The sequence below is a fragment of the Micromonospora inaquosa genome (assembly GCF_003857055.1).
GTDB classification, from domain to species: domain Bacteria; phylum Actinomycetota; class Actinomycetes; order Mycobacteriales; family Micromonosporaceae; genus Micromonospora; species Micromonospora inaquosa.
In genome coordinates, this window is the sequence record NZ_QGSZ01000132.1 from 1 (window position 1) to 26086 (window position 26086).

A 26086-nucleotide genomic window follows, 5' to 3' on the forward strand; every position below is an offset into this window, starting at 1 on the left:
GGGGCGGGGAGGACGGTCACGGTGCCGGGGGCGGTGAAGCCCCGTTCCGCGTACGCGTCGGTTACGGCGGCGGCTACCGCGTCGGCCTGGTCGGCCTCGATCAGCGCGAGCACGCATCCACCGAAGCCTCCGCCGGTCATCCGGGCGCCCAGCGCACCGGCCGCCAACGCCGCCTCGACGGCGGTGTCGATCTCCGGCACGGTGATCTCGAAGTCGTCGCGCATCGAGACGTGGGAGGCGGTCAGCAGCGGGCCGATGTCGCGGACCCGGGCGGCTCGGAGCAAGGCCACAGTGTCCAGCACGCGCTGGTCCTCGGTGACCACGTGCCGGACCCGTCGCCGGGTCTCCTCGTCGTCGAGCTGACTCATCGCGGCGTCGAGCTGGTCGATGCGCACGTCCCGCAGCGCGGCGACGCCGAGGGCCTTGGCACCGGCCTCGCAGGAGCGACGGCGGGCCGCGTACTCCCCGTCGGCGTGGCGGTGCGGCGCCCGGCTGTCGATGACCAGCACCGCCAGGCCGGCAGCGTCCAGGTCGAACGGGATGTGCTCGACCGACTCGTCGCGGCAGTCGAGGAAGAGGGCGTGCCCGGCCCGGCAACGGATCGCCGCCGACTGGTCCATGATGCCGGTCGGCGCACCCACGTAGACGTTCTCCGCCCGCTGGGCCAGCCGGGGCTGCAGTTGCGGGGCGAGCTCCAACCCGCCGAGGTCGAGCAGGGCGGCCAGCACGGCTGACTCCAGCGCGGCCGAGGAGGAGAGCCCGGAACCCAGCGGCACGTCGGAGGCGATCGCCAGCCGGGCACCCGGCACCGGATGACCGGCCTCGCGCAGTGCCCAGACCACACCCGCGACGTACGCCCCCCAGCCGGTGACCCGGCCCGGCTCGGCGACGTCGTCAGCGCCGAAGGTGATCGTCTCACCGGAGAGCTCGGACCAGACCGTCCAGTGCTCCCCGTCCTGCCGGTCGGCTGCGACGACGGTACGCATCGGCAGCGCAAACGGCAGCACGAAGCCTTCGTTGTAGTCGGTGTGCTCGCCGATCAGGTTGACCCGACCCGGGGCCGCCCAGCGACCGGACGCCTGGCCGCCGAACTGCGCGGAGAAGCCGTCCGCAGCCCGCTCGGCGACATCATCGCCCGGGCGGATCATGACTGCCCCAGGATGTGGGTGCGGTAGAACGACCAGGCGTCCCCGACCATGTCGTGCAGGGTCGGCTTCTGCGGCACCCAGCCCAGCTCGTCGCGGGCCAGCGCGGACGACGCGACCAACTCGGCCGGGTCGCCCTCGCGGCGTGGGGCCACCTCGACGGGCAGTTGGTGCCCGGTGACCTCGCGGACCACGTCGACGACCTGGCGGTTGGTGAAGCCGTTGCCGTTGCCCAGGTTGTAGATCCGGTGTTGCCCGCTGGTGGCTGCGTCCAGCGCCAGCAGGTGCGCGCGGGCCAGGTCGGCGACGTGGATGTAGTCGCGGACGCAGGTGCCGTCGACGGTGGGGTAGTCGTCGCCGAAGAGCTGGAGTTTTTCGCGCCGGCCGGCGGCGACGTCCAGCGCGATCGGGATCAGGTGTGTCTCCGGGTCGTGCCGCTCGCCGAGCATGACGTCGCCGTCGAGGTGCGCGCCGGCCACGTTGAAGTAGCGCAGCGACACGGCGGCCAGCCCGTGCGCGATCGCCTCGGAGGTGAGTGCCATGTCGACGGCGAGTTTGGTGGCGCCGTACGTGTTGGTGGGCGCCTTGACCGCGTTTTCGGTGATGGGCAGCTCGGTGGGGTTGCCGTAGACGGCGGCGGTGGAGGAGAAGACCATCCGGGGCACCCCGGCGGCCCGGACCGCGTCGATCAGGGCGAGCGTGCCGACTGTGTTGTTCTGCCAGTACAGCTCTGGCTTGACCATCGACTCACCGGCGGCGATCAGGGCGGCGAAGTGCAGCACCCCGTCGAACCCGGCGTCCGCGGTGATGACGCGGGCGGCGTCGTGGATGGACGCCTCGACGTGGGTGGCGTCCGGGGCGAGGGCCTCGCGGTGGCCGGTGCGTAGGTCGTCCAGGATGACCACCTGGTGGCCCGCGTCGAGCAACATTCGGGTCACCACGCTTCCGATGAAGCCGGCGCCCCCGGTGACGAGCAGTTTCACGTCGTTGCCTCCTGCCTGGCCCGCCCGGGACGTGGCCCTTGGGTGATCACACTAGGGCGGTGGTCGGCATCCTCGCCGACAGCACCGGCAACCCCATTCCATCATAATCTTTCACGATTAAACAGAGCCGAACATCGTTGGCCCGCTTCGCGTGATACCCGGTGCGGCGGGCACCCGGTGTCTACCATCTCTGTCATGCGGGAAGTAGCCCGTACCGGGCTCCGGCGACGCGCGCGGGCACACCCCCGCCGCGAGCCCGGTCCGCTCGCCCGGGCCGTCGCCCGGGTGCTGGTCCGCGCCGCGGACGGTGCCACCCGACTCGTCACCGATCTGCTCGGGACCGGTCCGACGGCCGGCCGGGAGCACATCTCGGAAGCCGATCTGCGGGACCTGGTCGCGGCGAACACGGTGCTCGACCCGGACGAGCGGCGGATCATCGACGAGGTCCTGGTGGCCGGTGCCAGTCTGATCCGCGAGGTGATGATGCCGCGCACCGAGGTGGTCTTCCTGCCGGCGCAGCTGACCATCGCCGAAGCGGGCCGACTGGTCCGCGCCGAAACACACACCCGCTACCCGGTCACCGACGGCACCCACGACGACGTGGTCGGCTTCGTGCACCTCCGGGACGTACTGCTTCGCCCGGACGTCGACCCGTGTGTCACCGTCGGTGAGTTGGCCCGGGAGGTGAAACGGCTCCCCGGCAGCAAACGGGTGCTCGCCGCGCTGACCGAGATGCGCCGGGAGGGCCACCACCTCGCGGTGGTGGTCGACGAGTACGGCGGCACGGCCGGGATCGTCACCCTGGAGGACCTCATCGAGGAGTTGGTCGGTGAGATCCACGACGAGTACGACGCCACCCCGGAGCCGGTGCACGCTGGCCTGCCCGCCGTGGTGGACGGTCGCCTCAACCTCGCTGACTTCGCCGAGCGGACCGGGGTGGCACTACCCGCCGGCCCGTACGAGACGGTCGGTGGGTTCGTCATGGCCGCGCTGGGCCGGCTTCCGGTGACCGGCGACGAGGTGCCGGTGCCCGCCGAGCCCGCCGACGTCGGCGCGCCCGATCAGGCCGAGCCGCCGGCCGGCTGGCTGCTGCGGGTGCTGACCTTGGACGGCCGCCGGGTGGCCCAACTCGCCGTCGCGGCGCGCGGCACCGAGCAGCGCCGCGAACAGCGCACCCAGCAGCGCCGCGAGTACGACGCCCAGCCGATCTCGACGGGTGGCCCGGAGCAGGCCGGGGAGGCGGTGGCGGGGCAGCACCGGCGGGTCGCCGTCGGGCCGACGCGCCGGGTCGGCAGGGGCGAACCACGCGAGGTCAGCACCTCGGCACCGGCGGGCCGAAGCCGACCCGCCGGCCCGTCATGACGGACCGGGTTGCTTGCTGACAGAATTATCGCCATGTCCGACGTTCCCGCCCGGCCCCGCGTCTTCTCCGGCATCCAGCCGACAGCCGACTCGTTCCACCTCGGCAACTATCTGGGCGCGGTGCGGCACTGGGTGGCACTACAGGACACGCACGACGCTTTCTACTGCGTGGTGGACCTGCACGCCATCACCGCGGGGCACGACCCGGCGGTACTGCGCCAGCGGACCAGGGTGGCCGCGGCCCAGCTCTTCGCGGTCGGGCTCGACCCGGAACGCAGCACCCTGTTCGTCCAGTCGCAGGTGCCCGAGCACCCGCAACTGGCCTGGGTGCTCGGCTGCATCACCGGCTTCGGCGAGGCCAGCCGGATGACCCAGTTCAAGGACAAGTCGCAGAAGCAGGGCAACGAGCGGGCCAGCGTCGGGCTGTTCACCTACCCGGTCCTCCAGGCCGCCGACATCCTGCTCTACCAGGCCAACGCGGTGCCGGTCGGCGAGGACCAGCGCCAGCACCTGGAGCTTTCCCGGGATCTGGCCCAGCGGTTCAACTCGTTGTTCGGCGCCACGTTCACGGTGCCCGCGCCGCACATCGTCAAGGACACCGCCAAGATCACCGACCTGCAGGACCCGACAGCGAAGATGTCGAAGTCGTCGTCCTCGCCGGCCGGCATCATCGACCTGCTCGACGACCCGGCCCGGTCCGCGAAGAAGATCCGTTCGGCGGTGACCGACACCGGTCGGGAGATCGTCTTCGACGCCGAGACCAAGCCCGGTGTGTCCAACCTGTTGACCATCCACTCGGCGCTCAGCGGCCGCAGCATCGACGAGTTGGTGGCCGCGTTCGCGGGCCGCGGCTACGGCGATCTGAAGAAGGAACTGGCCGAGGTGGTGACGGACTTCGTCCGGCCGATCCAGGAGCGCACCCGCACCTACCTCGACGATCCGGCACAGCTGGACAAGCTGCTCGCGGCCGGCGCGGAGAAGGCCCGCGCGGTGGCCGCGACGACCCTGCGGTCCGCGTACGACCGGGTCGGGTTCTTCCCGCCCGTGCGCGGCGAGTAGGCCCGCGGTACAGGTGGACGGGTCGGTGGTCGGAGGGGCGGCGCGAAGCGTGGATCGCAGTGGCGGGGTGCCGCCGACCGGCGACACCATCCAGATCGGCATCGCCGTGGACATCCCCGAGCCGTGGGGTGCCCAGCTCACCCGGCGGCGGGTCGAGGCCGGTGATCCGCTGGCGGTGCCCGCGCACGTGACGTTGCTCGGTCCCACCGAGATCCGGACGGCCAACCTGCCCGCTGTCGAGCAGCACCTGGCCGCCGTCGCCGCCGCGCACCTGCCGTTCACGCTGCACCTGCGGGGCACGGGCACGTTCCGTCCGGTCACCCAGGTGGTGTTCGTCGCGGTGGCCGCCGGGATCAGTGAATGCGAGTTGCTGGCCGCGGCCATCGCCGCGGCACCGGGCCTGCACCGCGAGCTCCGCTTCCCGTACCATCCGCACGTCACCGTGGCTCAGGACGTGGCACCGGAGGCCCTGGACAAGGTCTACGAGGATCTGGCCGACTTCTCGGCGATGTTCGAGGTCGACGCGTTCACCCTCTTCTCGCACAGCGGGCAGGCCCGATGGCAGCCGCGCCGGGACTTCTGCCTCGGCGACTGAAGCGCGTTGACGCGCCGGCCGGCGAGCCTCGCAAGCCGGTTGCCACTACAGCGGTGGGAGATCGGCGAGGATGATCGCGTGAACGTGATCGGCCGGATCGAGGCGGGTATCGACCGCTGGGTGAGCGGCGCGCGCCACCGGTCGAGCCTCTTCGATCATGTGTGGCGGGCCGGCGTGCTCTACGGCGAGGTGCTGGCCGGCCGGTTGGCCGCCGCCATCGCCTACTACGGCTTCTTCGCGGTGTTCGCCCTCGCCCTTGTCGCGTTCTCCATCTTCGGCGCGATCCTGGAGGACAACGACGAGGTCAGCGCGGCGGCGGCCGACTTCCTCAAGGAGAATCTGCCGTTCCTGGACGCCGAGCAGATCGCCAACTCCAGCGGCACTGTCGGCGTGGTCGGCCTGGTCATCCTGGTCTTCACCGGGATCGGCTGGGTGGAGGCCATCCGGTCCTCACAGCGGCTGATGTACCACCTCAATCAACAGCCGGGCAATCTGGTGGTGCGGCGGCTCGTCGACCTCGGCGTGATGATCGGCGTCTTCGTGCTGCTCGGCGTCTCGGTCGCGGCGGTGGACGCGTTGGAGTCGCTGCTGCGTTTCCTGCTCCGCAGCACCGGCTCGGTCGGTCTGACAACGATCAGCGCGGTGCTCAGCGTGCTGGTCAACACCGTGCTCGCCACCGCGTTGCTGCTCGCCGTGCCCCGGCTGCGGATGAGCCGGTCCCGGCTGCGCCCGGTGGTGGTGCTGGTGGCGGTCGGTATCACGCTGCTGAACACCGTCGGGCGGTACTACGTGGTGCGGACCGAGCGGAATCCGGCGTACACCGTGGTGGCCGGCGCGGTCGGGCTGCTGCTCTACCTCTACCTGCTCAACCAGTTGGTGCTGTTCGGCGCGGCGCTCCTCGCGACCAGCACCAACGGCCGAGTGGTGGACCTGGCGGAGACCCCCGCACCACCGAAGGATGCCGACGAGGGCATCGACCCTGGCACGCCGGGCGGTGCGGGCTGATGACGGAAGGCGCGCAGGTGCTGATCTCGGTAGATCCGGACTCGTCGGTACCCCCGTACGAGCAGGTGCGTGTGCAGCTCGCCGAGCTGATCGGCGATGGACGGTTGCCGGTGGGCAGCCGACTGCCCACCGTCCGGCAGCTCGCCGCCGACCTGCGGTTGGCCGCGAACACCGTGGCCCGCGCCTACCGGGAGTTGGAGGCGGCCGGGCTGCTGGAGACCCGGGGGCGCAACGGCACCTTCGTCGCCCCCGGACGGGACGACGCCGTCGACCGGTTGCAACGGGCGGCGGCCGGCTACGCGGCGGAGGCGGCCCGGCTCGGCGTTCCGCCGGCCAGCGCGCTCGCCCTGGTCCGCGCCGCTCTGGACGCTGTCCGTCCCGGCTGACCGGCCGCCGATCGACCGCCGGACGGGCGACAACTGAGGAGAACGGCGTCGGGGCTCGCCGTCGCGGACCATGATGAGCCGGTGGGCGCACTCATGACACTGGACCTGCCGGCGGACTCACCGCTCCTCGGCCTGCCGTGGATCATCACCTTCGGTCCGCTCGGTGATCTCGACGAGTGGGAGCCGGTGGTCTGCGGGCCGTACGAGCGACCGCACGCGTTGGCCCTGGCCGAGGCGGTGGTGGCCGACGAGCAGCTGGTGGCCGTGGTGGAGCCGTTGCTGCCGGCACTGTCCCCGGACGAGATCCGCGGTGAGATCGCCGCCGCGCAGGTCGCCGCCGAGGACGAGGCCCGTCAGGTGGAGGGGGCCGACCTGTACGGGGACTTCGAGGACGTGATCGACGAGGAGTTGGACGCGGCAGCCGACGAGGCGGGCCACGGGGAGCCCGCCGAACCGCCGGACGAGGCCGAGGTGCGCGACGGCTTCACCCGGATCGCGGCGTTGCTCACCGCGAAGTGAGACGTCAGCGGGTCGGCGCGCGGTCCAGCACGCAGAACTCGTTGCCCTCGGGGTCGGCGAGAACCGTGAAGTGTTCGGCCCCGGTCTGCCCGACGTCGATGTGCCGCGCGCCGAGGCTCAGCAGCCGCCGTACCTCGGCCTGAGGGTCCGCGTCCGCGACCACGTCGAGGTGTAGCCGGTTCTTGCCCCGCTTGGCGGTGCCGGAGCCCTGCAACCACACGGTTGCCGCGGCGGCGGACGGCCCGGGCGGCCAGAGCTTGGCGCTGCCGTCGTCACCCCGTTCGACCTCGTAGCCGAGCGCCGCCGACCAGAACGCGACCATCACGTCCAGGTCCTCGACGTCGAGCGTGCACTGGGCGATCCGTACCACCATGGGTCACCTCCGTAACGATGGTCCCAATGCGGTACCCGTGCTCCCGGCGGGCCACACCACCGGCCCCTACGGACACCGGCGCCACGCGGAGCGGACTCCGCGTGGCGCCGGTGGCACCTCACCCCCCACCACAAGGGGTCGGTAGCCCAGCCGCCCGTCGGCGCGGGGCACGACGAACGACCAGGTCGAAAACGAGTTACCCGTTCAACGCTGTTCCAACCAAACTGCCGCGTCAATTGGCAGCAGATGACCGGAGCCCTGCTCGGTGAGCTCGTCGCTGGCGACGAGCGGCCGACCGTACCCGTGGATCAGGACCGGTGCGCCGCTGAGGTTGACCGCGCAGGTCAGCACTGCTGCGCCGGAGGTGCGGGAGAAGGCCAGCACGCCGGGTTCGCTCTCCCGCCAGGTGACCCCGTCGGCGTCGAGGGCGAGCGCGGGATGAACGTGGCGGATCCGCAGCGCCGCCCGGTACAACTCCAGGGTGGAGCCGGGCACGTTGGTCTGCGCCGTGACGGAGAGCGTCCGCCAGAGAGCCGGCGCGGGTAGCCAGCTCAGTTCGCTGCCGGCCGGCCCGAAGCCGTACGGGGCCGACTCGCCGCTCCACGGGATGGGCACCCGGCAGCCGTCGCGGCTCTCACCGGTGCGCAGGAACGCCGGATCCTGGCGCAGCTCGTCGGGAAGGTCGAGGACCTCCGGCAGGCCCAACTCCTCACCCTGGTAGAGGTAGGCGCAGCCGGGCAGGGCGAGCATCAGCAGGCTGGCGGCGCGGGCTCGGCGCAGCCCTTCGGCACCGTCGCCGTACCGGGTGACGTGCCGCTGCTTGTCGTGGTTGGAGAGCACCCAGGTGGTCGGCGCCCCGACCACTGTCGCCTCGGCCAACGCGGTGTCGATCACCTTGCGGAAGGAGTCGGCCGACCAGGTGGCGTCGAGGAAGTCGAAGCTGAACGCCTGGTGCAACTCGTCCGGGCCGATGTAGCGGGCCAGCCGCTGCGGGGTCTCCGCCCACGCCTCGGCGACCGCCATCCGAGCACCCGGGTAGCTGTCCAGGATGGGCCGCCAGGCCCGGTAGATCTCGTGCACCTCGTCCTGGTCGAAGTACGGCAGCCGCCCCTTGCCGAGCAGTTCGACCTGACGCTGACCGGTGGTCATCGAGCTGAAGCCGACGTCCGGCAGCCCTTCCGCCTTGATCATGCCGTGTGCCACGTCGATGCGGAATCCGTCAACGCCGCGGTCCAGCCAGAACCGCAGCACGTCCTCGAACTCGGTGCGGACCTCCGGGTGACGCCAGTTCAGGTCGGGCTGCGACGGGTCGAACAGGTGCAGATACCACTGACCGTCCGCGATCCGGGTCCAGGCGGGGCCGCCGAAGATGCTCTCCCAGTCGTTCGGCGGCAGCTCGCCGAATGCGCCCTGGCCGTCGGCGAAGAGGTAGCGGGCCCGCTCCGGTGAGCCGGGGCCGGCGGCGAGCGCGGCGGTGAACCAGTGGTGGGCGCTGGAGGTGTGGTTGGGGACGAGGTCGACGATGATCCGCAGGCCGTGGGCGTGCGCGTCGGTGATCATCGCGTCGAAGTCGTCGAGGGTGCCGAACATCGGGTCGACGTCCCGGTAGTCGGCCACGTCGTACCCGCCGTCGATCATGGGCGAGGTGTAGAAGGGGGTCAGCCAGAGCGCGTCCACCCCGAGGTCGCGCAGGTACGGCAGGCGCTGCCGGATGCCCTGGAGGTCGCCGGTGCCGTCGCCGTCGCTGTCGGCGAAGCTGCGGACGTAGACCTGGTAGACGACCGCGGAACGCCACCAGTCGTCGTCGGTGGCGGGCGGTGGGGTGGCGGCGCTGATCATTCGAGCAATATGCCGGCCTGCCGCTGCAAGCGTCAAGCAGATCTTGCGTAAGAGAGGCGTGCGGAACTCGGTGCGACAGCGGTGGAGCCGCGCACCACCAGCTCCGGGCGGAACAGGTACTCCGAGTGCGGGGCGCCGTGCCCGTTGATCTCGTCCACCAGGGCGCGGACGGCGGCCACCGCCATCGCGGTGACCGGCTGCCGCATGGTGGTCAGCGGCGGGTCGGTGAAGGCCATGAGTGGTGAGTCGTCATAACCCACCACGGAGAGACCGTCGGGCACGTTGAGGCCGCGTTGGCGGGCGGCCCGGATCGCGCCGAGCGCCATCAGGTCGGAGCCGCAGACCACGCCGGTGACGCCGCGGTCCAGCAGTCGGCCGGCCGCTGCCTCGCCACCCTCCACTCCGAACAGTGACAGCTCGGCCAGCGGGCCCAGGTCGGCTTCGGCGACGCCGGCCAGCCGGGTCATCGCGGAGCGCCAGCCGGCGACCTTGCGCTGCACCGGGACGAACCGGTCCGGGCCGGTGATCAGGCCGATCCGCCGGTGCCCGAGTGCGACGAGGTGGGCGACGGCAAGCTCGGCCGCCTCCCGGTCGTCGCAGGAGACGAAGGGCGCGCCGATGTCGGGCACGTACCCGTTGATCATCACGATCGGCAGTGGCCGGGCGAGCAGCGCCCGGTAGCGGTCGTGGTTGGCCGCGGTGTCGGCGTGCAGCCCGGAAACGAAGACGATCCCGGAGACCTGCCGGTCCAGCAGCATCTCCACGTACTCGTCCTCGGTCACGCCGCCGGCGGTCTGGGTGCAGAGCACCGGGGTGAAACCGCTCTGCGCCAGGGTGGACTCGATGACCTGGGCGAAGGCGGGGAAGATCGGGTTGTCCAGCTCCGGCACCACCAGGCCGACCAGCCCGGCGCTGCGCTTACGCAGCCGGGCCGGGCGCTCGTACCCGAGCACGTCGAGGGCGGTGAGGACGGCCTGCCGGGTCTCCGCGGCCACGCCGGGGCGGTCGTTGAGCACCCGCGACACCGTGGCCTCGCTGACTTCGGCCTGCTGGGCGATGTCGGACAGTCGAGCGCGCATGGCGGCACTTTAGCCCACCGGCAAGTTCTTGCGGGGTGCTCTGCAAGCCCTTCCATAATCTGCAACGTCTTGCCAACACCCCCGCAACTTGCGAGAGCAGCGGCGCAGCGCCCATGCGTCGCTTGCAAGAACTTCCAGAGATTCCCACTGGCCGGCCGCCCCCGGGGCGCTCGCCGCCTCGGGCTGCGGTGGCGACAGCGGCAAGCCGGCCGCGAAGGACACCCCCAAGGCCTGGTGCGGAACGGCGCCATCCCGGTGCAGCTCGCCGCCGAACAGAAGCCCGGTGCAGCTCGCCGCCGAACAGAAGAGCGCCTTCAACGCGACCGGGCGTGGGCAAGCCGGAGTCCATTGAGGCGTCCAAGAAGATCGGCGCGCTAGAAGAAAATGGCGCGGGTGTGCTCAGGCACTCCACCGTGGACACCAACTCGATCGCCACGCTCACCGGCAAGAAGTGCGCGTACCAGGTCTCCGGGCCGTGGGCCTGACCGCGATCCCGACGGTGCTGGTCTTCCAGATCCTCCAGCGGTACATCGTCTCCGGGCTGACCTCGGGAGCAGTCAAGGGTTGAGACCGGGGGCGGTCGATCTCCCGTGGAGCGCGGTAGGGTGCTCCGGCACCGCGCCGACGTTGCTCAGCGAGAGCGGGCGAGCGAACGTGTGGCGCGTTTGCTTCACTGGCCGCTGGTGGTCTGCCGCCCTTCATCCGCCGTCCGGTGCTGTTCCCGGGGAGACTCTCGTGCAACTGTCGATCTTGATGCCGGTCTACAACGAAGCGGAACGCGTCGCGGAGGCCCTGAAGCAGGCCTTCGCCGTGCAGTACCCGTGCGAGATCGAGATCGTGGTGGTCGACGACGGCAGTACGGACGAGACCGCTGAGATCCTCGGTCGGATGGATGACGAGCGGCTGCGGGTCGTGACGCACCGGCGCAACGCGGGCAAGGGCGCGGCGATCAAGACGGCCGTGGACAGCGCCCGGGGCGAGTACATGGTGATCCTGGACGCCGACCTGGAGTACGACCCACAGGACATTCCGAAGCTGTTGGCACCGGTGTTGGAGGGGCACGCGACAGTTGTCTACGGCAACCGGACCTTCGGCAGCCACAGCGCCTACAGCTTCTGGTACGTGGTCGGGAACCGAGGGGTCACCACGGCGGCGAACGTTCTTTTCAATTCCTACATCGGCGATGTGGAGACGTGCTTCAAACTGATGCCGGTGGAGCTCTATCGGTCGCTGAACATCCGGTCCCGTGGGTTCGGCATGGAGGCCGAGGTGACCGGCAAACTGCTGCGGCGGCAGATCCGCCCCTACGACGTGCCGATCACCTACCGGGCGCGGGGCCGTGCCGAGGGCAAGAAGATCACCTGGCGGGACGGGATCGAGGCGTTGTGGATCCTGGGCCGGGAACGGGCCCGGCGTCGTCCCGGCGGCATCCCCGCGAAGACGCTCGCTGACCGATGACGATCACCAAGCGCCGGAACCCGACCACGATCGCCCGAGTCGTGGTGGCACTCGTCGGGGTGGGCTGCCTACTGCTGACCGTTCAGGGCGCGGTGCAGGCCACCGGCCGTGGCGTCGCCCTGATGAGTGACCGGGAACACGACCTCCCCGCGCTCCAGCACCAGGTGGACCTGGAGACGCTGTGGCAGCAGTTGGTCGAGCAGGTGCCCCCGGGTAGTCGGATCTCGCTCGTCCAGGCCCGGGCCAACAAGGACCTGTGGCAACAGCGGTTGAGTGAGCTTGCCGTGCTGCACGGATGTGTGGTCGTCCAGGCGGGGCCGCGGGACTACTCGGTGGGCGTCGCCGCGGTGCAGCGGAAGCGGCCGACCAGCCCGGGCGTCCGGCTGGTCGTACGGAAGGTCCTCTGACGACATGGATCTCACCCCGATTCTCGCCGTACCCGCCCTCCTCGTCGCCGGTTTCCCACTGGCTTTCGCGATCCTGCGCAGTCCCTTCCTCGCAGTGCTCTTCGCGCCCCTGATGGCGGCGCTGTTGAGTACGGTCGCGGTGGTTCTGATGCTGGTCGTTGGTGGTCCGTTGCTGCTCTGGATCGCCCTGGTGCTGGCCACCGGGGCGGCCGGCGCCTGGTGGCTGCTGCGCCGTCCCGGCGAGTCGGCGCCGTACGGCGGGTGGTCGCACGCGCTGCTGATCGCGCTGCCGCTGCTTCCGCCGTGCCTCATGATCTTCGAACCGGCCGTTCAGTGGGACGCGCACTCCATTTGGTGGCTGCACGCCGGCTACTTCGCCAACGGGAGCGAGTACGCGCGGGCGGCGATCGGCAGCCCTGCCTTCGTCTTCTCGCACACCGACTATCCGCCGCTCGCCTCCGCGCCCCTCGCGGCCGTGTGGAGCGTCGTCGAGCCGGACTTCCGTACCGCCCAGCTCGTCGGCGCGGTGGTCACCGCGTCGGCGGTCGCGATGCTGGTGTACCTGGTGCGGTGGGCGCTGGGTCGGGTGTCCGCGCGGGTGGCCTGGGCGCTGGCCATCGCCGTGGGCCTGGCGACCTGGTCGAACGTCCCGTACGCGGTGACCGGCGGGCTCGCCGACGCGCTCTGGTCCGTGTCCTTCGCCGGCGCGGCGGTGGCCCTGCTGCTCGGTGCGGATCCGCTGCGCCGACCCGTGTTGCCGCTGTTGCTGCTGACCGTTGCCGCGCTCAGTAAGAACGAGGGGCTGATCGCCGTCGCGGGTCTGACCGTGCTGGTCACCGTGCGGGCCGGCGCCGACCTGCGGCGAGCGGCGCTGGTGTGGCTGCCGGTGCTGGCCGGGGGCGCCTGGGCGGTGCTGGCCCGCCTGCTGGATGCCCAGTCGGACATCACCAACGGCACCTCGGGCGGCCGGAGCGGAGCGGTGGTGGAACGGCTCCAGTTCACGACCGCTGCGTTGTGGGACGTGGTGGGTCCGGTGCTGCTGGGCGCTGCGGTGGTGGCGCTGCTCGGCACCCTGTTCCTGTCCGGGCGACGCCGTGCCGCCGGGCTGGCGGCGGATGGCTGGGTGTGGGCGGCCATCGGCTACTACCTGGTTGTTCTGGTCGGGACGTACCTGACCGGCCCGAACGAGATCCAATGGTGGTTGGCGACCTCGGTGCAACGGGTGACGCTGCCGGTGATGCTCCTGGCCGCGGTGAGTCTTGCCGGATGGGTCGCCGTCGCATCCTGCGGTGACAGCCGAGCGGAGTCGCAACCGGTGCTCGACCAACCGTGCGAGCCGGCAATGTCGGGTTCCGCCCCGACAGCGACCGGTTGATCGGCTGATCCGCGCCCGTCGGCGGTTCCCACTACTACAATGCGTCGTTCATAGGGGAGTATGGCGACCGTGGAAGCTCTCAGACTCATCCTCCTCTACGTCCATCTGATCGGGTTCGCCCTCCTGCTCGGCGGCTCGATCGCCCAGTACGTCAGTGGTCGGCTGCGGATCAACCAGGCCATGCTCTGGGGTTCGGTGATCCAACTGCTGACCGGGCTGGGCCTGTCCGCGCCCCTGCGCGACGGCGATGAGCCGGCACCAGCGAAACTTGTGACGAAGTTGGTGATCGCGCTACTGATCTTCGTCATGGTCTTCTTCTCCCGGAAGCGGGACGTGGTCAACCGCGGTCATTTCCTCGCGATCGTCGGCCTGACCCTGGTCAACGCGGCAGTCGCGGTCTTTTGGCGGTAACGTCCGGGGAGGGGAACCGCCTCCAAAAACGGACGTTGAGGACGCCTCGGCGCTCGATTATCAGCACGAAGAGTGACCTGCCCCACCCAAGGGTTACACCCGGGTAACAGGCGCTCAACAGTCGTGCACGATTGTCGGCCGGTGGGTGGACGCGGGCGTACGCTCCCGTCCGTAACGTGGGACAGCCGGCGGCACACCCGCAGGTCGGCTGATGGGCTGCCACCGCACAAGGCGCGGTGAGCAATGGGAAGGAGACGTCTTGCGCTCGGTGCGTGGGATGCGGATCGCTTCGATCTTCGCGGTGGGTGGGCTCGCGCTCACCGCCGCCGCTTGTGGCGAGGCCCCCAAGGATGACAACAACGCCGGCGGTGGCGCCAAGAAGTTCAGCGCCTGCATGGTGACCGATGTCGGTGGCATCGACGACAAGTCGTTCAACGCCTCGGCCTGGAAGGGCCTGCAGGAGGCCAAGGCCGCCAACGACAACATTGACATCAAGTACGTCGCGTCCAAGGCGGAGGCTGACTACGAGCCGAACCTGACGCAGTTCGTCAACCAGAAGTGCGACTTCATCCTGGCGGTCGGTGGCCTGATGGGCGACGCCACGAAGAAGATCGCGGCGGCGAACCCGAACCAGGAGTTCGGCATCGTCGACGCCAACCCGGCGTTGGACAACATCTACCCGATGCAGTTCGACACCGCCCAGGCCGCGTTCCAGGCCGGCTACCTGGCCGCCGGGATGAGCAAGTCCGGCATTGTGGGCACCTACGGTGCGGTGCCGATCCCGCCGGTGACCATCTTCATGGACGGCTTCGTCGACGGCGTGGCGTACTACAACACCACCAAGGGCAAGACCGTCAAGGCGCTGGGTTGGAACAAGGAGACCCAGAAGGGCTCCTTCTCCAACGCCTTCGACAAGCAGGACGAGGGCAAGAAGGTCTCCGACGCGCTGGTCGCCCAGGGCGCGGACATCATCATGCCGGTCGCCGGCGGCTCCGGCCTCGGCACCACCGCTGCGGCCAAGGCCTCGGGCGGCAAGTACAACACCATCTGGGTGGACGTCGACGGCTGCGAGAGCACCCCGGACTGCTCCGTGATCATCACCACCGTCGTCAAGAACATCCCGGAGGCCGTCAAGGAGGCCGTGGTCAAGGCCGCTGCCGGCGACAAGCTGCCGGCCAAGCCGGGCTTCGTCGGCACCCTGGCCAACAACGGTGTCTCGCTCGCCCCGTACCACGATTTCGAGAGCAAGGTCCCGGCTGAGCTGAAGACCGAGCTGGACAAGATCAAGGCGGACATCGCCGCTGGCACCATCACCGTCACCTCGAAGGCCCAGCCGACCAAGTGACAACCGGCCGGTCCCTCCGGTGAGATCATCGGGAGGTCGGCGGGGGACAGGTACGACCGATCGGCCGCTCTGGCTCTGCGGGTGCCCCGCGGGGTGGGAGCGGCCGATCGCGCACCAACGCAACCGGACCGTCCGGCCGGGTTGACGGCAGCTAGGCTGCACCATCGCTCGCACTCCAGGAGGTTGCGCTGAGACTCGAACTGCGCGGCATCACCAAGCGGTTCGGTGATCTGGTCGCCAACGACCACATCGACCTGACGGTGGAGCCTGGAGAGATTCACGCCCTGCTCGGCGAGAACGGCGCGGGCAAGTCGACCCTGATGAACGTGCTCTACGGGCTCTACCAGCCCGACGAGGGCGAGATCCTGGTCGACGGCAAGCCGCTGAAGCTGAAGGGCCCGTCCGACGCGATCGGCGCCGGGATCGGCATGGTGCACCAGCACTTCATGCTGGTGCCGGTCTTCACCGTCACCGAAAACATCATGCTCGGCGCCGAGCAGGTCCGCGGCGGCATCGCCGGCTTCCTGGACCGGCGTCGCGCCCGGCGCGAGGTCACCGAGGTGTCCGAGCGTTACAACCTGCGGGTCGACCCGGACGCGGTGATCGAGGATCTGCCGGTCGGCATCCAGCAACGGGTCGAGATCGTCAAGGCGCTCACCCGCGACGTTGACCTGCTCATCCTGGACGAGCCGACCGCGGTGCTCACCCCCCAGGAGACCGAGGAACTGCTGACGGTCATGCGGGCGCTCAAGGCGGCCGGCAAGTCGATCGTCTTCATCACCCACAAGCTCGGCGAGGTCAAGGCCATCGCCGACCGGATCACTGTCATCCGGCGCGGGAAGACCGTGGGCACCGCCTCGCCGGAGGCCAGCCGGGACGAGCTGGCCGCGTTGATGGTCGGCCGCAACGTCCGGCTCACCGTGGACAAGACCCCTGCCACGCCGGGCGAACCGGTGCTGGAGGTGGCCGGGCTGGTCGTCGACGACGACCGGCAGATCCGCGCGGTCGACGGGGTGGACCTGACCGTGCGCGCGGGCGAGGTGCTCGGCGTGGCCGGCGTACAGGGCAACGGTCAGACCGAGCTGATCGAGGCGATCATGGGCCTGCGCCCGGTGCTCGCCGGCACGGTCAGCCTGGCCGGCGACCGGATCAACGGCTGGAAGCCGAAGAAGGTGCTCCGGGCAGGCGTCGGCTACGTGCCCGAGGACCGCAGCGTGGACGGCCTGGTCAAGGAGTTCAGCGTCGCGGAGAACCTGGTTCTGGACATCTACGACCGGCCGCCGTTCGGCGCCGGGCTCGCGTTGAAGCCGGACGTGATCGCGGCCTCGGCGAAGGAGCGGATCGAGCAGTTCGACGTCCGTACCTCATCGGCCGACGCGGCGGTGGGCACCCTCTCCGGCGGCAACCAGCAGAAGGTGATCGTGGCCCGGGAGCTGTCCCGGCCGCTGAAGCTCCTCATCGCCGCCCAGCCGACCCGTGGCGTCGACGTCGGGTCGATCGAGTTCATCCACAGCCAGATCGTTCACGAGCGGGACGTCGGCACCGCCGTCATGGTGGTCTCCAGCGAACTCGACGAGGTGATCGGGTTGGCCGACCGGATCGCGGTGATGTACCGCGGTCGGATCATCGGCATCGTCGGCCCGGACACCCCCCGTGAGGAGATCGGCCTGCTGATGGCCGGCATCAGCCCGGACGCGGCCCACGAGAGCAACACGGACGCCGTACCCGGCGACGGGCCGGCCACCGACGGGAGCCCGGCGCGCGACGCAGGCTCCGCGAACAAGGACGAGGCATGAGCGAGCGGCAGCGAGTGAATCGGTGTTGCAGGGCGTTGGTGCCTCATGGCGTCACGCAGCGAAGCGGAGTGACGGCATGAGCGAGCGGCAGCGAGTGAATCGGTGTTGCAGGGCGTTGGTGCCTCATGGCGTCACGCAGCGAAGCGGAGTGACGGCATGAGCGACGACTCCCCTAACCCGCAGTCCGGCTCCCCGGACAAGGAGCCGGCGAGCGAGGCGCAGGCCGCGCAGAACGCGCTCGGCAACACCGAACGGGCCGAGGTGGCGACCGAGCCGGACCGCTCGGTCACGACGCCAGCCCCGGAGCCGGAGTCGAAGCCGAGTCTGGGCCGGTTGTTCCTGGACAACCTCTGGGCGGCCAACACCTTCACGGTGACCCTGCTGTCGTTGGTGTTGGCGGTCGTGGTCGGCGCGGTGCTGATGATCATTTCTGATCCGGCTGTTCTCTCCACCTACTCGTACATCACCTCCCGTCCGTCCGACGCGATCAACTCCAGCTGGACGCTCGTCAGCGAGGCGTACGCGAACCTGTTCAAGGGCTCGATCTTCGACCCCGAGGCGTTCTCTGGCTGGTTGGACGGGGCCAACGGCTGGCAGGCTGTGCTGGCGCCGATCTCGGAGACGCTCACCTACGCGGCGCCGCTGGTCTTCACCGGCCTGTCGGTGGCGTTGGCCTTCCGTGGCGGCCTGTTCAACATCGGCGCCCAGGGCCAGGCCACCATCGGCGTGATCATGGCGGCGTTGGCCGGCTTCCTGCTGCCGCTGCCGCCCGGCCTGCACCTGCTGGTGGCGGTGCTGGCCGGCGCGCTGGGTGGAGCGATCTGGGGTTTCATCCCCGGCATCCTCAAGGCCCGGGCCGGCGCGCACGAGGTGATCAACACGATCATGCTCAACTACGTCGCCACGTACTTCCTCACGTGGTTGATCGTGCAGAACGGCGTACAGGACCCGAACCGCACCGACGCGATCAGCAAGGCGGTGGACAGCTCCGCCCAGCTGCCGCGACTGCTCGGCGACAACCTGCGGGTGCACGCCGGCATCCTGCTCGCCGTGCTGGCCACCTGGGCGGTTGCCTGGCTGCTCAACCGCTCGACGCTCGGCTTCGAGCTGCGCGCTGTCGGTGCCAACCCGGACGCCGCCCGGACCGCCGGCATCAGCGTCACCCGGACGTACATCCTGATCATGGTTTTCGCGGGCATCCTGGCCGGCCTCGGCGGCTCGAACATGGTGCTCGGCTCCACCGCCAGCGCGTTGACCCCGCTGGTGGTCGCGCAGATCGGCTTCGACGGCATCCTGGTGGCGCTGCTCGGGCGGGTGAAGCCCTGGGGGGTGTTGCTCGCCGCGCTGCTGTTCGGGGCGTTGCAGGCCGGTGGTAACCGGATGCAGTCGTACTCCGGGATCTCGCTGGAGCTGGTGACCGTGCTCCAGGCGCTGATCGTCATCTTCATCGCCGCGCCGGCCCTGGTGAAGGCGATCTTCCAGCTCCGGGCCGCACGCGCCGCCCGGTTGCAGACGAGCCTGGCGAAGGGCTGGTAACTCATGTCCACCATGGCTGTCCCCGATATCGCCGTCGCCCCGGTAGACGAGGGCTTCTGGACCCGCAGCCGCAAGGTCGGCCTGACGTTGCTGGGGCTCGGCCTGCTGTCCGCGGTGCTCTTCGGCGCGCTCGCCACCGACCAGCAGGCCCGGTTCACCCTCAGCGACGACGCGGCCGGTGCCGCGTTGGAGATCAACGGCACCATCGGGGCGATCCTGTTCGGGATCATCGCGATCGCGGCCGGTGCGGCGCTGCTGGCCGGGGTGCCGAAGCGGTGGTTCGTTCCCGTGCTCGGCGTCGGGCTGGTCGGCTTCGTGCTGTCGTTCCTCTGCTGGCAGGTCTCCGCCGCACCGACCGGGCAGAACTTCATGCCGCTGGTCAACATCATCCGGGGTACGTTCATCTTGGCCCTGCCGCTGATCTTCGGTGCGCTCGCCGGGGTGCTCTGCGAACGCTCCGGCGTGGTCAACGTGGCCATTGAGGGCCAGTTGCTGATGGGCGCGTTCTCCGGCGCGCTGTTCGGCAGCATCTCCGGCAGCGTCTGGGTGGGCCTGGTCGCCGCCGCCATCGGCGGCGCGTTCATCTCGCTGCTGCTCGCCGTCTTCGCCATCCGCTACCTGGTTGACCAGGTCGTCATGGGCATCGTGCTGAACCTGCTGGCGGTCGGCGTCACCGGCTTCCTCTACGAGCGGCTGATGCAGACCGACGCGGCCAGGTACAACAGCGCGCCTCGCTTCAGCAACTGGGAGATCCCGCTGCTGAAGGACATCCCGGTGCTCGGGCCGGCGTTGTTCCGGGGCAACATCTTCCTCTACCTCGGTCTGCTCCTGGTGCTGGTGATCCACATCGGGTTGTTCCGTACCCGGTGGGGGCTGCGGACCCGGTCGGTCGGCGAGCACCCGATCGCCGCCGACACGCTCGGCGTCAAGGTGCTGCGGGTCCGCTACCGCAACGTGCTGTTGGCGGGCGTGGTGGCGGGCATCGGCGGGGCGTCCTACACGCTGGCGCTCTACTCGTTCACCAAGAACATGATCGGCGGTAAGGGCTTCATCGCCCTGGCCGCGCTGATCTTCGGCCGGTGGAACCCGACCGGCGCGCTGCTCGCCGCGCTCTTCTTCGGCTTCGCCGACCAGCTCGCCACCTACCTGGGCGCGATCAGCAGCTCGATCCCCAGCCAGTTCCTGGCCATGCTGCCCTACCTGGCGACCATCCTGGCCGTCGCCGGGCTGGTCGGCCGGGTCCGGGCACCGGCCGCCGACGGCAAGCCGTACATCAAGGGCTGACCGCCCCCGTTCCTGGTGTTGATCAAGAGGTTCCGGTCAGGAAAATCGCTGATCCTGGCGCAAACTTCTTGATCAACACGCTGGGATTGGGGAGCTGGCCCTGCCCGCGCATGACCTGGGCTACCTGGGCAGAATGGTGACATGACCGACATTGACTGGGCGCGCTTGCGCGCCGCCGCCACCGAGGCGATGCGGCACGCCTACGCGCCGTACTCGACGTTCCCCGTCGGCGCGGCCGCGCTGGTCGACGACGGCCGGGTTGTGGTCGGCTGCAACGTGGAGAACGCCGCGTACGGGGTGACGCTCTGCGCCGAGTGCGGGGTCGTGTCCAGCCTGCACGCCACCGGTGGCGGTCGGCTCGTGGCGCTCTCCTGCGTCGACGCGACCGGCGAGCCGTTGATGCCGTGCGGTCGCTGCCGGCAGCTGCTCTGGGAGAACGGTGGGCCGGAGTGCCTGATCGAGAGCAAGACCCGGCCACTGCGGATGGCCGAGCTGCTGCCGCACGCGTTCGGTGTGGAGGACCTGGAGGCCGTCACCGGTGAGACGCCGGTGCCGGTGGTCCCGGAGCGGCTCGCCGCCTGGCGCGGACGCGGCACCGTCTTCGTGCACCCGGACATGTCCGCTGGTCAGCAGATCTGGACGGCGTACTGGGAGCGGTCGGCCGGGGACGACGCCGGCGCCGAGACCGGGGTGCTGGAGGAGGCGCCGAGCTGGGACGAGCCGGCCGAGGCGATCACCTGGGGTCTGGCCCGGACGCCCCGGGTGGTCGTGGTGGACGCCACCGGCACGATCTTCTGGGCGGGCGAGGGTGAGCCGCCTGCGGAGATCCCGGTTCGCTGGGGTTGAGCTTGAGGGCGGGGGCCGACCGTGCCCGGCTCCGGGCGGTCAGGCTTGATCCCTCCGCCGGGCACGGTCGTCCCCCGCCCCGACGTGGTCAGCGGCCGTCGGTCGGGATCTGCAACAGACTAGGGAAGATCTTCTGATGAGTTTTGCTGCTGTTGACGTTATTCGGGTCAAGCGGGATGGGGGGGTGCTGTCGGACGCGCAGATCGACTGGGTGGTCGACGCGTACACCCGGGGGGTTGTCGCCGACGAGCAGATGTCCGCCCTGGCGATGGCGATCCTGCTCAACGGCATGACCGGGCCGGAGATCGCCCGGTGGACCGCCGCGATGATCGCCAGCGGTGAGCGGTTGGACCTGTCGGCGGTACGCCGGCCGACTGTCGACAAGCACTCCACCGGCGGCGTCGGCGACAAGATCACTCTGCCGCTCACCCCGCTGGTGGCGGCCTGCGGCGCGGCGGTGCCGCAGCTGAGCGGCCGGGGCCTCGGGCACACCGGCGGCACGCTGGACAAGTTGGAGTCCATCCCGGGCTGGCGGGCCACTGTGAGCAACGACGAGTTCATCGCCCAGCTCGACGAGGTCGGTGCGGTGATCTGCACCGCCGGCACCGGGCTCGCTCCCGCCGACCGCAAGCTGTACGCGCTGCGTGACGTGACCGGCACCGTGGAGGCGATCCCGCTGATCGCCAGCTCGATCATGAGCAAGAAGATCGCCGAGGGGACCGGCGCGCTGGTCCTCGACGTCAAGGTCGGCTCGGGCGCCTTCATGAAGTCCGTCGACCAGGCCCGCGAGTTGGCGCGCACCATGGTCGAGCTGGGCGGTGCGCACGGTGTGCGGACGGTCGCCCTGCTCACCGACATGTCCACCCCGCTCGGCCTCGCGATCGGCAACGCGGTCGAGGTGACCGAGTCGGTCGAGGTGCTGGCCGGCGGTGGACCGGCGGACGTGGTGGAGCTGACCCTCGCCCTGGCCCGGGAGATGCTCGACGCCGCCGGCCTGCCGGACGCCGATCCGGCGGCGGCGCTGCGCGATGGCCGGGCCATGGACTCCTGGCGGGCGATGATCCGGGCGCAGGGCGGCGACCCGGACGCGCCGATGCCGGTGGCCTCCGAGGTGGAGGTGGTGCGCGCCGAGCGGGACGGCTACGTCGCGGCCATCGACGCGTACGCCATGGGGGTTGCGGCGTGGCGGCTCGGCGCGGGTCGGGCTCGCAAGGAGGACCCGGTCAGCGTGCCGGCCGGCGTGGTGTTGCACAAACGGCCGGGTGACGAGGTGCGGGCCGGTGACCCGCTCTACGAGCTGCGCGCCGAGGACTCGACGCGGATTCCGGCCGCGCTGGCCGAGGCCGCCAACGCGGTGCGGATCGCGGCGACGGCCCCGGCGGCGACGTCGTTGGTCATCGAACGCGTCGGCTGATCGATCCGCTGTCGCCCTGGCGTGGTGCCGGTCACCTGGGAGCGCTATTGTCGCAGGCCAAGGGGGGACAACCGGCCTTGCGCCGGCGCGAGCAGACAGGAAGATCCGCCGTGAGCGTTGCTGCCCCCGACCCACGCGAGGTGCGCGAGGCGAGCCTGGACGAGTTGTCCCGGCTCGGCCTGCCGTTGCCGCCGTCCCAGTTTCCGCTCGTCTGGGAGCCGGGTGACCAGATCGACCTGCGCCCGACCGCGGAGATCGAGGCGCGGATCGCGGTGCTGCACCTGATCATGGCCCGCTGCTTCGGGATGCCCCCGCAGGCGGCGATGAGCTGGCTGCTCGGCTCGCACCTGGTCGACATGGTGACCCCGCCGGAGTGGCAGTTCGTGATGGGTGGCAAGGGCGACCACCGGTCGTTCGTGCTGCATCACGACGCGCTCTTCGCGCTGGCCTGGGTGCTCGGGCTGAGCAAGCAGCTCGACCCCACCCTGGCCGTCGACGAGCGGCTGGTCGAGCGGCTGCCGCACATCGCCGAGGGGGAGACCTTCCCGCACTGGCGTTCGCGGATCCTCACGGCTCCGCAGCACCCGGCCGACGCGGCTGCCCTGCTGGACCTGCACTACTGCCTGGACTGGGCGTACCTGGAGACCGAACGCGGCGGCCGGCGCGCGCCGGGTCTGGTCGACGCGAACGCGATCGGGCAGCGGCGCTGGGCGCTGGAGTGGGCGGTGATCCTGCGGGGGCCGTACCACGACGAGCCGCCCGGTTGGGAAGAGGTCGACCTCTCCACCTGAGGTCAGCGGGGCCGGTACCCGTCCACCCGGACCGCCACCGTCACCCGCACCGGCTCGGGCAGGGCGGCCAGTCGGGCGGCGAGCGCGGCCGGGTCGGTGTGCCAGGCGCTCGGGCCCATCCCGACCAGGCTGGCGGCCTCCGGCCGGGTCAGCGCCAGCTCCGCCCGGTGCACGGCTGAGCTGACCGGCGTGAAGTGCCCGCCCAGGCTGTCGGTCACCCGGTCGGCCTTGTCCGGGGCCACCCGCAGCAGGTCGAGGGCAGCCACCAACTCGGCGAGATGGTCGGTGTCGGGCGTGACCACCAGCAGCGTTCCGGCCGGATCGAGCACCCGGTGGAACTCGGCGCCGTTTCGCGGTGCGAAGACGTTCAGCAGCACGGCGGTCGAGGCGTCCGCGAGCGGCAGCCGCTGCCAGGTGTCGGCGAGCGCGGCGGCGGCCCGGGGGTGTGCGCGGGCCGCGCGGCGCAGTGCCGGCTTGGACACGTCCAGGGCCAGACCCACGGCGTCCGGCAGCGCCGCCAGCACCGCGCCGAGGTATCGGCCGGTGCCGGCGCCGGCGTCCACCACCAGGGGGTACGCCTCGAAGTCGGGCGTCGGCTCGGCCCGTACCGTCGCGGGGAGCCGGCCGACGGCGTCCGTCGCGGCAGCGGCGAGGGCGGCTGAAATGACGTCGTAGTGCCCGGCGGCGAGGAAGTCCGCGCGGGCGGCCACCATTTCGACGGTGTCGCCGGAGTGCGGGGCGCGCCCGGCGAGCAGGTTGACGTACCCCTGGCGGGCGATGTCGAAGCTGTGCCGGCGGGGGCAGCGCAGTGCCCTGGCGGTGCCGGCTGTCGCCTCGGCCAGTGGCTCGCCGCAGACCGGGCAGCGCAGTCGGTCGAGGATGCGGGGGTCCACGTCAGATCTCCAGATCGTGCCGTGGGTGGGGGGCCCGCCCGCCAAGGTGGTCGACGACCCGGTGGGTGAGCGCGCCGAGCGCGTCGATCTCGGCCGGCGTGAGGAGGTCGATGAGGTGCCGGCGGACTGCGGCCACGTGGCCGGGCGCGGCGGACTCGATGGCCTGCCGCCCGGCGGGGGTGAGCACGACGATCGAGCCGCGGGCGTCGTCGGCGCACTCCTCGCGGGTGACCAGGCCGCGCTGCTGCATTCGGGTGAGGTGGTGGGAGAGCCGGCTGCGTGACCAGAGCATGCGGTCTGCCAGTTCCCGCAGCCGCAGCCGCCCCTGCGGTGTTTCGGAGAGGTCGGAGAGCACGTCGTAGTCGGCCTCGGAGAGGCCGGCGTCCTGGGTCAGTTCCCGGGCCAGCTCCAGGTCGAGCAGCCGACGCATTCGGCGGTAGCCGCGCCACGCGCGGTCCTCCCGTTCGTCCAGCCACCGGGTTGCGTCCACAGGGAAAGTCTAGCGGTTGGTTGACACGTCATCGATTTGCCACCTAGATTCGATGACATGTCAACGAAACCTCCGCCCCGGCGACTCCCTCGCACGCCGCCTCCACCAACTCCGCCGGCTGGCCACCGCGCCCGCGCCGCTGCGGGTGCCGGCGTGAACGAGCACCTGTGGGAGCTGTTCGGTGAGCGGGGGCGTGGGGTGCTGGTCACCCTGCGCCGCGACGGCCGGCCCCAGCTGTCCAACCTCGACTATCTGGCCGAGCCGGGGCTGATCCGCTGCTCCACCACCGGTGACCGGGCGAAGGCCCGCAACCTGCGCCGGGATCCCCGGGCGAGCTTCCACGTAACCACGCCGGACGGCGGCGCGTACGCGGTCGCCGAGGGCGTGGTGACCCTCACCGAGCCGGCCGCGACCATCGGCGACGCGACTGTCGACGAGCTGGTCGAGGTCTACCGGCGAATCCGAGGCGAGCACCCGGACTGGGCGGACTACCGGGCCGCAATGGTCGCCGACGGGCGACTGGTGATCCGCCTCGCAGTGGAGCGGGTCTACGGCTGGCGGCCGTGACACCCGGCCGGCCCTGTCCCGGGCCGCCCGGGCCGCTGACTAGGGTCTGAGCATGGTCGCAACAATCCGGTACGAGGACATCGTCAAGGTCCCGAAGGCGCTGCTGCACGATCACCTCGACGGCGGGCTCCGGCCGGCGACGATCGTCGACCTCGCCGCCGAGGTGGGCCACGAACTGCCCACCACCGACCCCGAAGCGCTCGGACTCTGGTTCGCGGACGCGGCGGACTCCGGCTCCCTGGAGCGCTACCTCGAGACGTTCGCGCACACCGTGGCGGTCATGCAGACCGCGCCCGCGCTGCGTCGGGTGGCCCGCGAGTGCGCCCTCGACCTGGCCGCCGACGGAGTGGTCTACGCCGAGGTGCGCTTCGCCCCGGAGCAGCACCTGGAGCGTGACCTGAGCCTGGACGAGGTGGTCGAGGCGGTGCTGGCCGGTTTCGCCGAGGGCACCGCTCAGGCGGTCGAGGCGGGGCTGACGATCCGGGTGGGCACCCTGCTGACCGCGATGCGGCACGCCGCCCGCTCGCAGGAGATCGCCGAACTGGCCGTGCGGCACCGGGACGCCGGGGTGGTCGGCTTCGACATCGCCGGCGCCGAGGCGGGCTTCCCACCCACCCGGCACCTGGACGCCTTCGAATACCTCCAGCGGGAGAACTTCCACTTCACCATCCACGCCGGCGAGGCGTTCGGTCTGCCGTCGATCTGGCAGGCGATCCAGTGGTGCGGGGCGGACCGGCTCGGCCACGGGGTGCGGATCGTCGACGACATCACCCCCGACGGCTCGCTCGGCCGGCTGGCCGCGTACGTCCGGGACAAGCGGATCCCGTTGGAGCTGTGTCCCTCGTCGAACGTGCAGACCGGTGCGGTGGACTCGATCGCGGATCACCCGATCGGCCTGCTGCGCGACCTGCGCTTCCGGGTGACCGTCAACACCGACAACCGGCTGATGAGCGGCACCTCCATGTCACGGGAGATGTCGCTGCTGGTGGAGACGTTCGGCTACGGCTGGAAGGAACTGCAGTGGTTCACCATCAACGCGATGAAGAGCGCCTTCATCCCGTTCGACGAGCGGTTGCGGATCATCGATGAGGTGATCAAGCCGGCGTACGCGAAGTTGCTGGCCTGAGT

The 26086-nt window shown here is 70.6% G+C and carries 26 protein-coding genes and 1 pseudogene; 20 read left to right on the forward strand and 7 right to left on the reverse strand.

Annotation, left to right across the window (positions count from 1 at the left end; genetic code table 11):
* Positions 1-1148, reverse strand: a 1148-nt coding sequence (gene galK, locus DLJ59_RS04425; protein WP_124771234.1) for a galactokinase, incomplete at its 3' end; no start/stop codon positions are given.
* Complete coding sequence (galE, locus tag DLJ59_RS04430) at positions 1145-2128, reverse strand: UDP-glucose 4-epimerase GalE (RefSeq protein WP_124771235.1); 984 nt, start codon at positions 2126-2128, stop codon at positions 1145-1147. The genes galK and galE, both read right to left, overlap by 4 nt.
* A gap of 195 nt (positions 2129-2323) precedes the next feature.
* Between galE and DLJ59_RS04435 the strand changes: the two are divergent.
* The 6 genes and pseudogenes from DLJ59_RS04435 to DLJ59_RS04460 form a co-directional block, all read left to right on the forward strand.
* A pseudogene (locus tag DLJ59_RS04435) lies at positions 2324-3295 on the forward strand (hemolysin family protein); the annotation flags it as partial.
* Between the two features lie 228 nt (positions 3296-3523).
* On the forward strand, positions 3524-4549 hold the full coding sequence (trpS, locus tag DLJ59_RS04440; protein WP_124771236.1) for a tryptophan--tRNA ligase: 1026 nt from the start codon (positions 3524-3526) through the stop codon (positions 4547-4549).
* A gap of 25 nt (positions 4550-4574) precedes the next feature.
* Positions 4575-5144 (forward strand): 2'-5' RNA ligase family protein, encoded by a 570-nt coding sequence (locus DLJ59_RS04445; RefSeq protein WP_208648549.1) that lies wholly within the window; start codon positions 4575-4577, stop codon positions 5142-5144.
* 78 nt (positions 5145-5222) lie between these two features.
* A complete protein-coding gene (locus tag DLJ59_RS04450; RefSeq protein ID WP_124771238.1) occupies positions 5223-6149 on the forward strand; it encodes a YihY/virulence factor BrkB family protein in 927 nt (308 codons plus the stop codon).
* Entirely contained in the window at positions 6149-6535 is a 387-nt protein-coding gene (locus DLJ59_RS04455) for a GntR family transcriptional regulator (protein WP_124771239.1), read from the forward strand. The genes DLJ59_RS04450 and DLJ59_RS04455 overlap by 1 nt, the downstream gene beginning before the upstream one ends.
* A gap of 81 nt (positions 6536-6616) precedes the next feature.
* Positions 6617-7054: a hypothetical protein gene (locus DLJ59_RS04460; RefSeq protein WP_124771240.1), complete on the forward strand. Its 438-nt coding sequence runs from the start codon at positions 6617-6619 to the stop codon at positions 7052-7054.
* 4 nt (positions 7055-7058) lie between these two features.
* Here DLJ59_RS04460 and DLJ59_RS04465 read toward each other — a convergent pair whose 3' ends face one another.
* The 3 genes from DLJ59_RS04465 to DLJ59_RS04475 form a co-directional block, all read right to left on the reverse strand.
* Positions 7059-7427: a VOC family protein gene (locus DLJ59_RS04465; RefSeq protein ID WP_124771241.1), complete on the reverse strand. Its 369-nt coding sequence runs from the start codon at positions 7425-7427 to the stop codon at positions 7059-7061.
* A gap of 204 nt (positions 7428-7631) precedes the next feature.
* A complete protein-coding gene (locus DLJ59_RS04470) occupies positions 7632-9266 on the reverse strand; it encodes a glycoside hydrolase family 13 protein (RefSeq protein ID WP_124771242.1) in 1635 nt (544 codons plus the stop codon).
* A gap of 32 nt (positions 9267-9298) precedes the next feature.
* Complete coding sequence (locus tag DLJ59_RS04475; RefSeq protein WP_124771243.1) at positions 9299-10345, reverse strand: LacI family DNA-binding transcriptional regulator; 1047 nt, start codon at positions 10343-10345, stop codon at positions 9299-9301.
* Positions 10346-10674: 329 nt separating this feature from the next.
* On the opposite strand from DLJ59_RS04475, the gene DLJ59_RS04480 reads away from it, so the two are divergent.
* The 12 genes from DLJ59_RS04480 (at position 10675) to DLJ59_RS04540 (ending at position 23008) form a co-directional block, all read left to right on the forward strand.
* Complete coding sequence (locus DLJ59_RS04480) at positions 10675-10830, forward strand: hypothetical protein (RefSeq protein WP_208648550.1); 156 nt, start codon at positions 10675-10677, stop codon at positions 10828-10830.
* Between the two features lie 250 nt (positions 10831-11080).
* Positions 11081-11803, forward strand: a complete 723-nt coding sequence (locus DLJ59_RS04490) for a glycosyltransferase family 2 protein (protein ID WP_124771244.1) — start codon at positions 11081-11083, stop codon at positions 11801-11803.
* Positions 11800-12210: a hypothetical protein gene (locus DLJ59_RS04495; protein ID WP_124771245.1), complete on the forward strand. Its 411-nt coding sequence runs from the start codon at positions 11800-11802 to the stop codon at positions 12208-12210. Before DLJ59_RS04490 ends, DLJ59_RS04495 begins: the two co-directional genes overlap by 4 nt.
* A 4-nt stretch (positions 12211-12214) precedes the next feature.
* Positions 12215-13585 carry a hypothetical protein gene (locus tag DLJ59_RS04500; protein WP_124771246.1) on the forward strand — a complete coding sequence of 457 codons (1371 nt, stop codon included), beginning with the start codon at positions 12215-12217 and terminating at the stop codon, positions 13583-13585.
* 69 nt (positions 13586-13654) lie between these two features.
* The gene (locus DLJ59_RS04505; protein ID WP_124771247.1) at positions 13655-13996 is read left to right on the forward strand and encodes a hypothetical protein; all 342 of its coding nucleotides are present in this window, start codon (positions 13655-13657) and stop codon (positions 13994-13996) included.
* 277 nt (positions 13997-14273) lie between these two features.
* The gene (locus DLJ59_RS04510) at positions 14274-15341 is read left to right on the forward strand and encodes a BMP family lipoprotein (protein ID WP_124771259.1); all 1068 of its coding nucleotides are present in this window, start codon (positions 14274-14276) and stop codon (positions 15339-15341) included.
* A 248-nt stretch (positions 15342-15589) separates the two neighbouring features.
* Positions 15590-17137 carry an ABC transporter ATP-binding protein gene (locus DLJ59_RS04515; protein WP_341869566.1) on the forward strand — a complete coding sequence of 516 codons (1548 nt, stop codon included), beginning with the start codon at positions 15590-15592 and terminating at the stop codon, positions 17135-17137.
* A 156-nt stretch (positions 17138-17293) separates the two neighbouring features.
* The gene (locus DLJ59_RS04520) at positions 17294-18673 is read left to right on the forward strand and encodes an ABC transporter permease (protein WP_124771248.1); all 1380 of its coding nucleotides are present in this window, start codon (positions 17294-17296) and stop codon (positions 18671-18673) included.
* 3 nt (positions 18674-18676) lie between these two features.
* Positions 18677-19957, forward strand: coding sequence for an ABC transporter permease (locus DLJ59_RS04525; RefSeq protein ID WP_124771249.1), 1281 nt, complete (start codon positions 18677-18679; stop codon positions 19955-19957).
* Positions 19958-20098: 141 nt separating this feature from the next.
* Positions 20099-20803, forward strand: coding sequence for a cytidine deaminase (locus DLJ59_RS04530; RefSeq protein ID WP_124771250.1), 705 nt, complete (start codon positions 20099-20101; stop codon positions 20801-20803).
* Between the two features lie 133 nt (positions 20804-20936).
* A complete protein-coding gene (locus tag DLJ59_RS04535; RefSeq protein ID WP_124771251.1) occupies positions 20937-22217 on the forward strand; it encodes a thymidine phosphorylase in 1281 nt (426 codons plus the stop codon).
* Positions 22218-22327: 110 nt separating this feature from the next.
* On the forward strand, positions 22328-23008 hold the full coding sequence (locus DLJ59_RS04540) for a DUF4272 domain-containing protein (protein WP_124771252.1): 681 nt from the start codon (positions 22328-22330) through the stop codon (positions 23006-23008).
* Between the two features lie 2 nt (positions 23009-23010).
* On the opposite strand, the gene DLJ59_RS04545 is transcribed toward DLJ59_RS04540, so the two are convergent.
* Positions 23011-23901 carry a putative RNA methyltransferase gene (locus tag DLJ59_RS04545; RefSeq protein WP_124771253.1) on the reverse strand — a complete coding sequence of 297 codons (891 nt, stop codon included), beginning with the start codon at positions 23899-23901 and terminating at the stop codon, positions 23011-23013.
* 1 nt (position 23902) lies between these two features.
* A complete protein-coding gene (locus DLJ59_RS04550; protein ID WP_124771254.1) occupies positions 23903-24391 on the reverse strand; it encodes a MarR family winged helix-turn-helix transcriptional regulator in 489 nt (162 codons plus the stop codon).
* A 153-nt stretch (positions 24392-24544) separates the two neighbouring features.
* On the opposite strand from DLJ59_RS04550, the gene DLJ59_RS04555 reads away from it, so the two are divergent.
* Positions 24545-24958 carry a PPOX class F420-dependent oxidoreductase gene (locus DLJ59_RS04555; protein WP_124771255.1) on the forward strand — a complete coding sequence of 138 codons (414 nt, stop codon included), beginning with the start codon at positions 24545-24547 and terminating at the stop codon, positions 24956-24958.
* Between the two features lie 52 nt (positions 24959-25010).
* Entirely contained in the window at positions 25011-26084 is a 1074-nt protein-coding gene (locus DLJ59_RS04560; protein WP_124771256.1) for an adenosine deaminase, read from the forward strand.
* The last annotated feature ends 2 nt before the right edge of the window (positions 26085-26086 follow it).

Bases quoted from the DNA above. Each gene is read 5' to 3' on its own strand.
- DLJ59_RS04495 (WP_124771245.1), top strand. From the start codon at position 11,800: ATGACGATCACCAAGCGCCGGAACCCGACCACGATCGCCCGAGTCGTG.
- DLJ59_RS04500 (WP_124771246.1), top strand. From the start codon at position 12,215: ATGGATCTCACCCCGATTCTCGCCGTACCCGCCCTCCTCGTCGCCGGT.
- DLJ59_RS04530 (WP_124771250.1), top strand. From the start codon at position 20,099: ATGACCGACATTGACTGGGCGCGCTTGCGCGCCGCCGCCACCGAGGCG.
- DLJ59_RS04520 (WP_124771248.1), top strand. From the start codon at position 17,294: ATGAGCGACGACTCCCCTAACCCGCAGTCCGGCTCCCCGGACAAGGAG.
- DLJ59_RS04455 (WP_124771239.1), top strand. From the start codon at position 6,149: ATGACGGAAGGCGCGCAGGTGCTGATCTCGGTAGATCCGGACTCGTCG.
- DLJ59_RS04560 (WP_124771256.1), top strand. From the start codon at position 25,011: ATGGTCGCAACAATCCGGTACGAGGACATCGTCAAGGTCCCGAAGGCG.
- DLJ59_RS04465 (WP_124771241.1), bottom strand. From the start codon at position 7,427: ATGGTGGTACGGATCGCCCAGTGCACGCTCGACGTCGAGGACCTGGAC.
- DLJ59_RS04525 (WP_124771249.1), top strand. From the start codon at position 18,677: ATGTCCACCATGGCTGTCCCCGATATCGCCGTCGCCCCGGTAGACGAG.
- DLJ59_RS04475 (WP_124771243.1), bottom strand. From the start codon at position 10,345: ATGCGCGCTCGACTGTCCGACATCGCCCAGCAGGCCGAAGTCAGCGAG.
- trpS (WP_124771236.1), top strand. From the start codon at position 3,524: ATGTCCGACGTTCCCGCCCGGCCCCGCGTCTTCTCCGGCATCCAGCCG.
- DLJ59_RS04510 (WP_124771259.1), top strand. From the start codon at position 14,274: ATGCGGATCGCTTCGATCTTCGCGGTGGGTGGGCTCGCGCTCACCGCC.
- DLJ59_RS04470 (WP_124771242.1), bottom strand. From the start codon at position 9,266: ATGATCAGCGCCGCCACCCCACCGCCCGCCACCGACGACGACTGGTGG.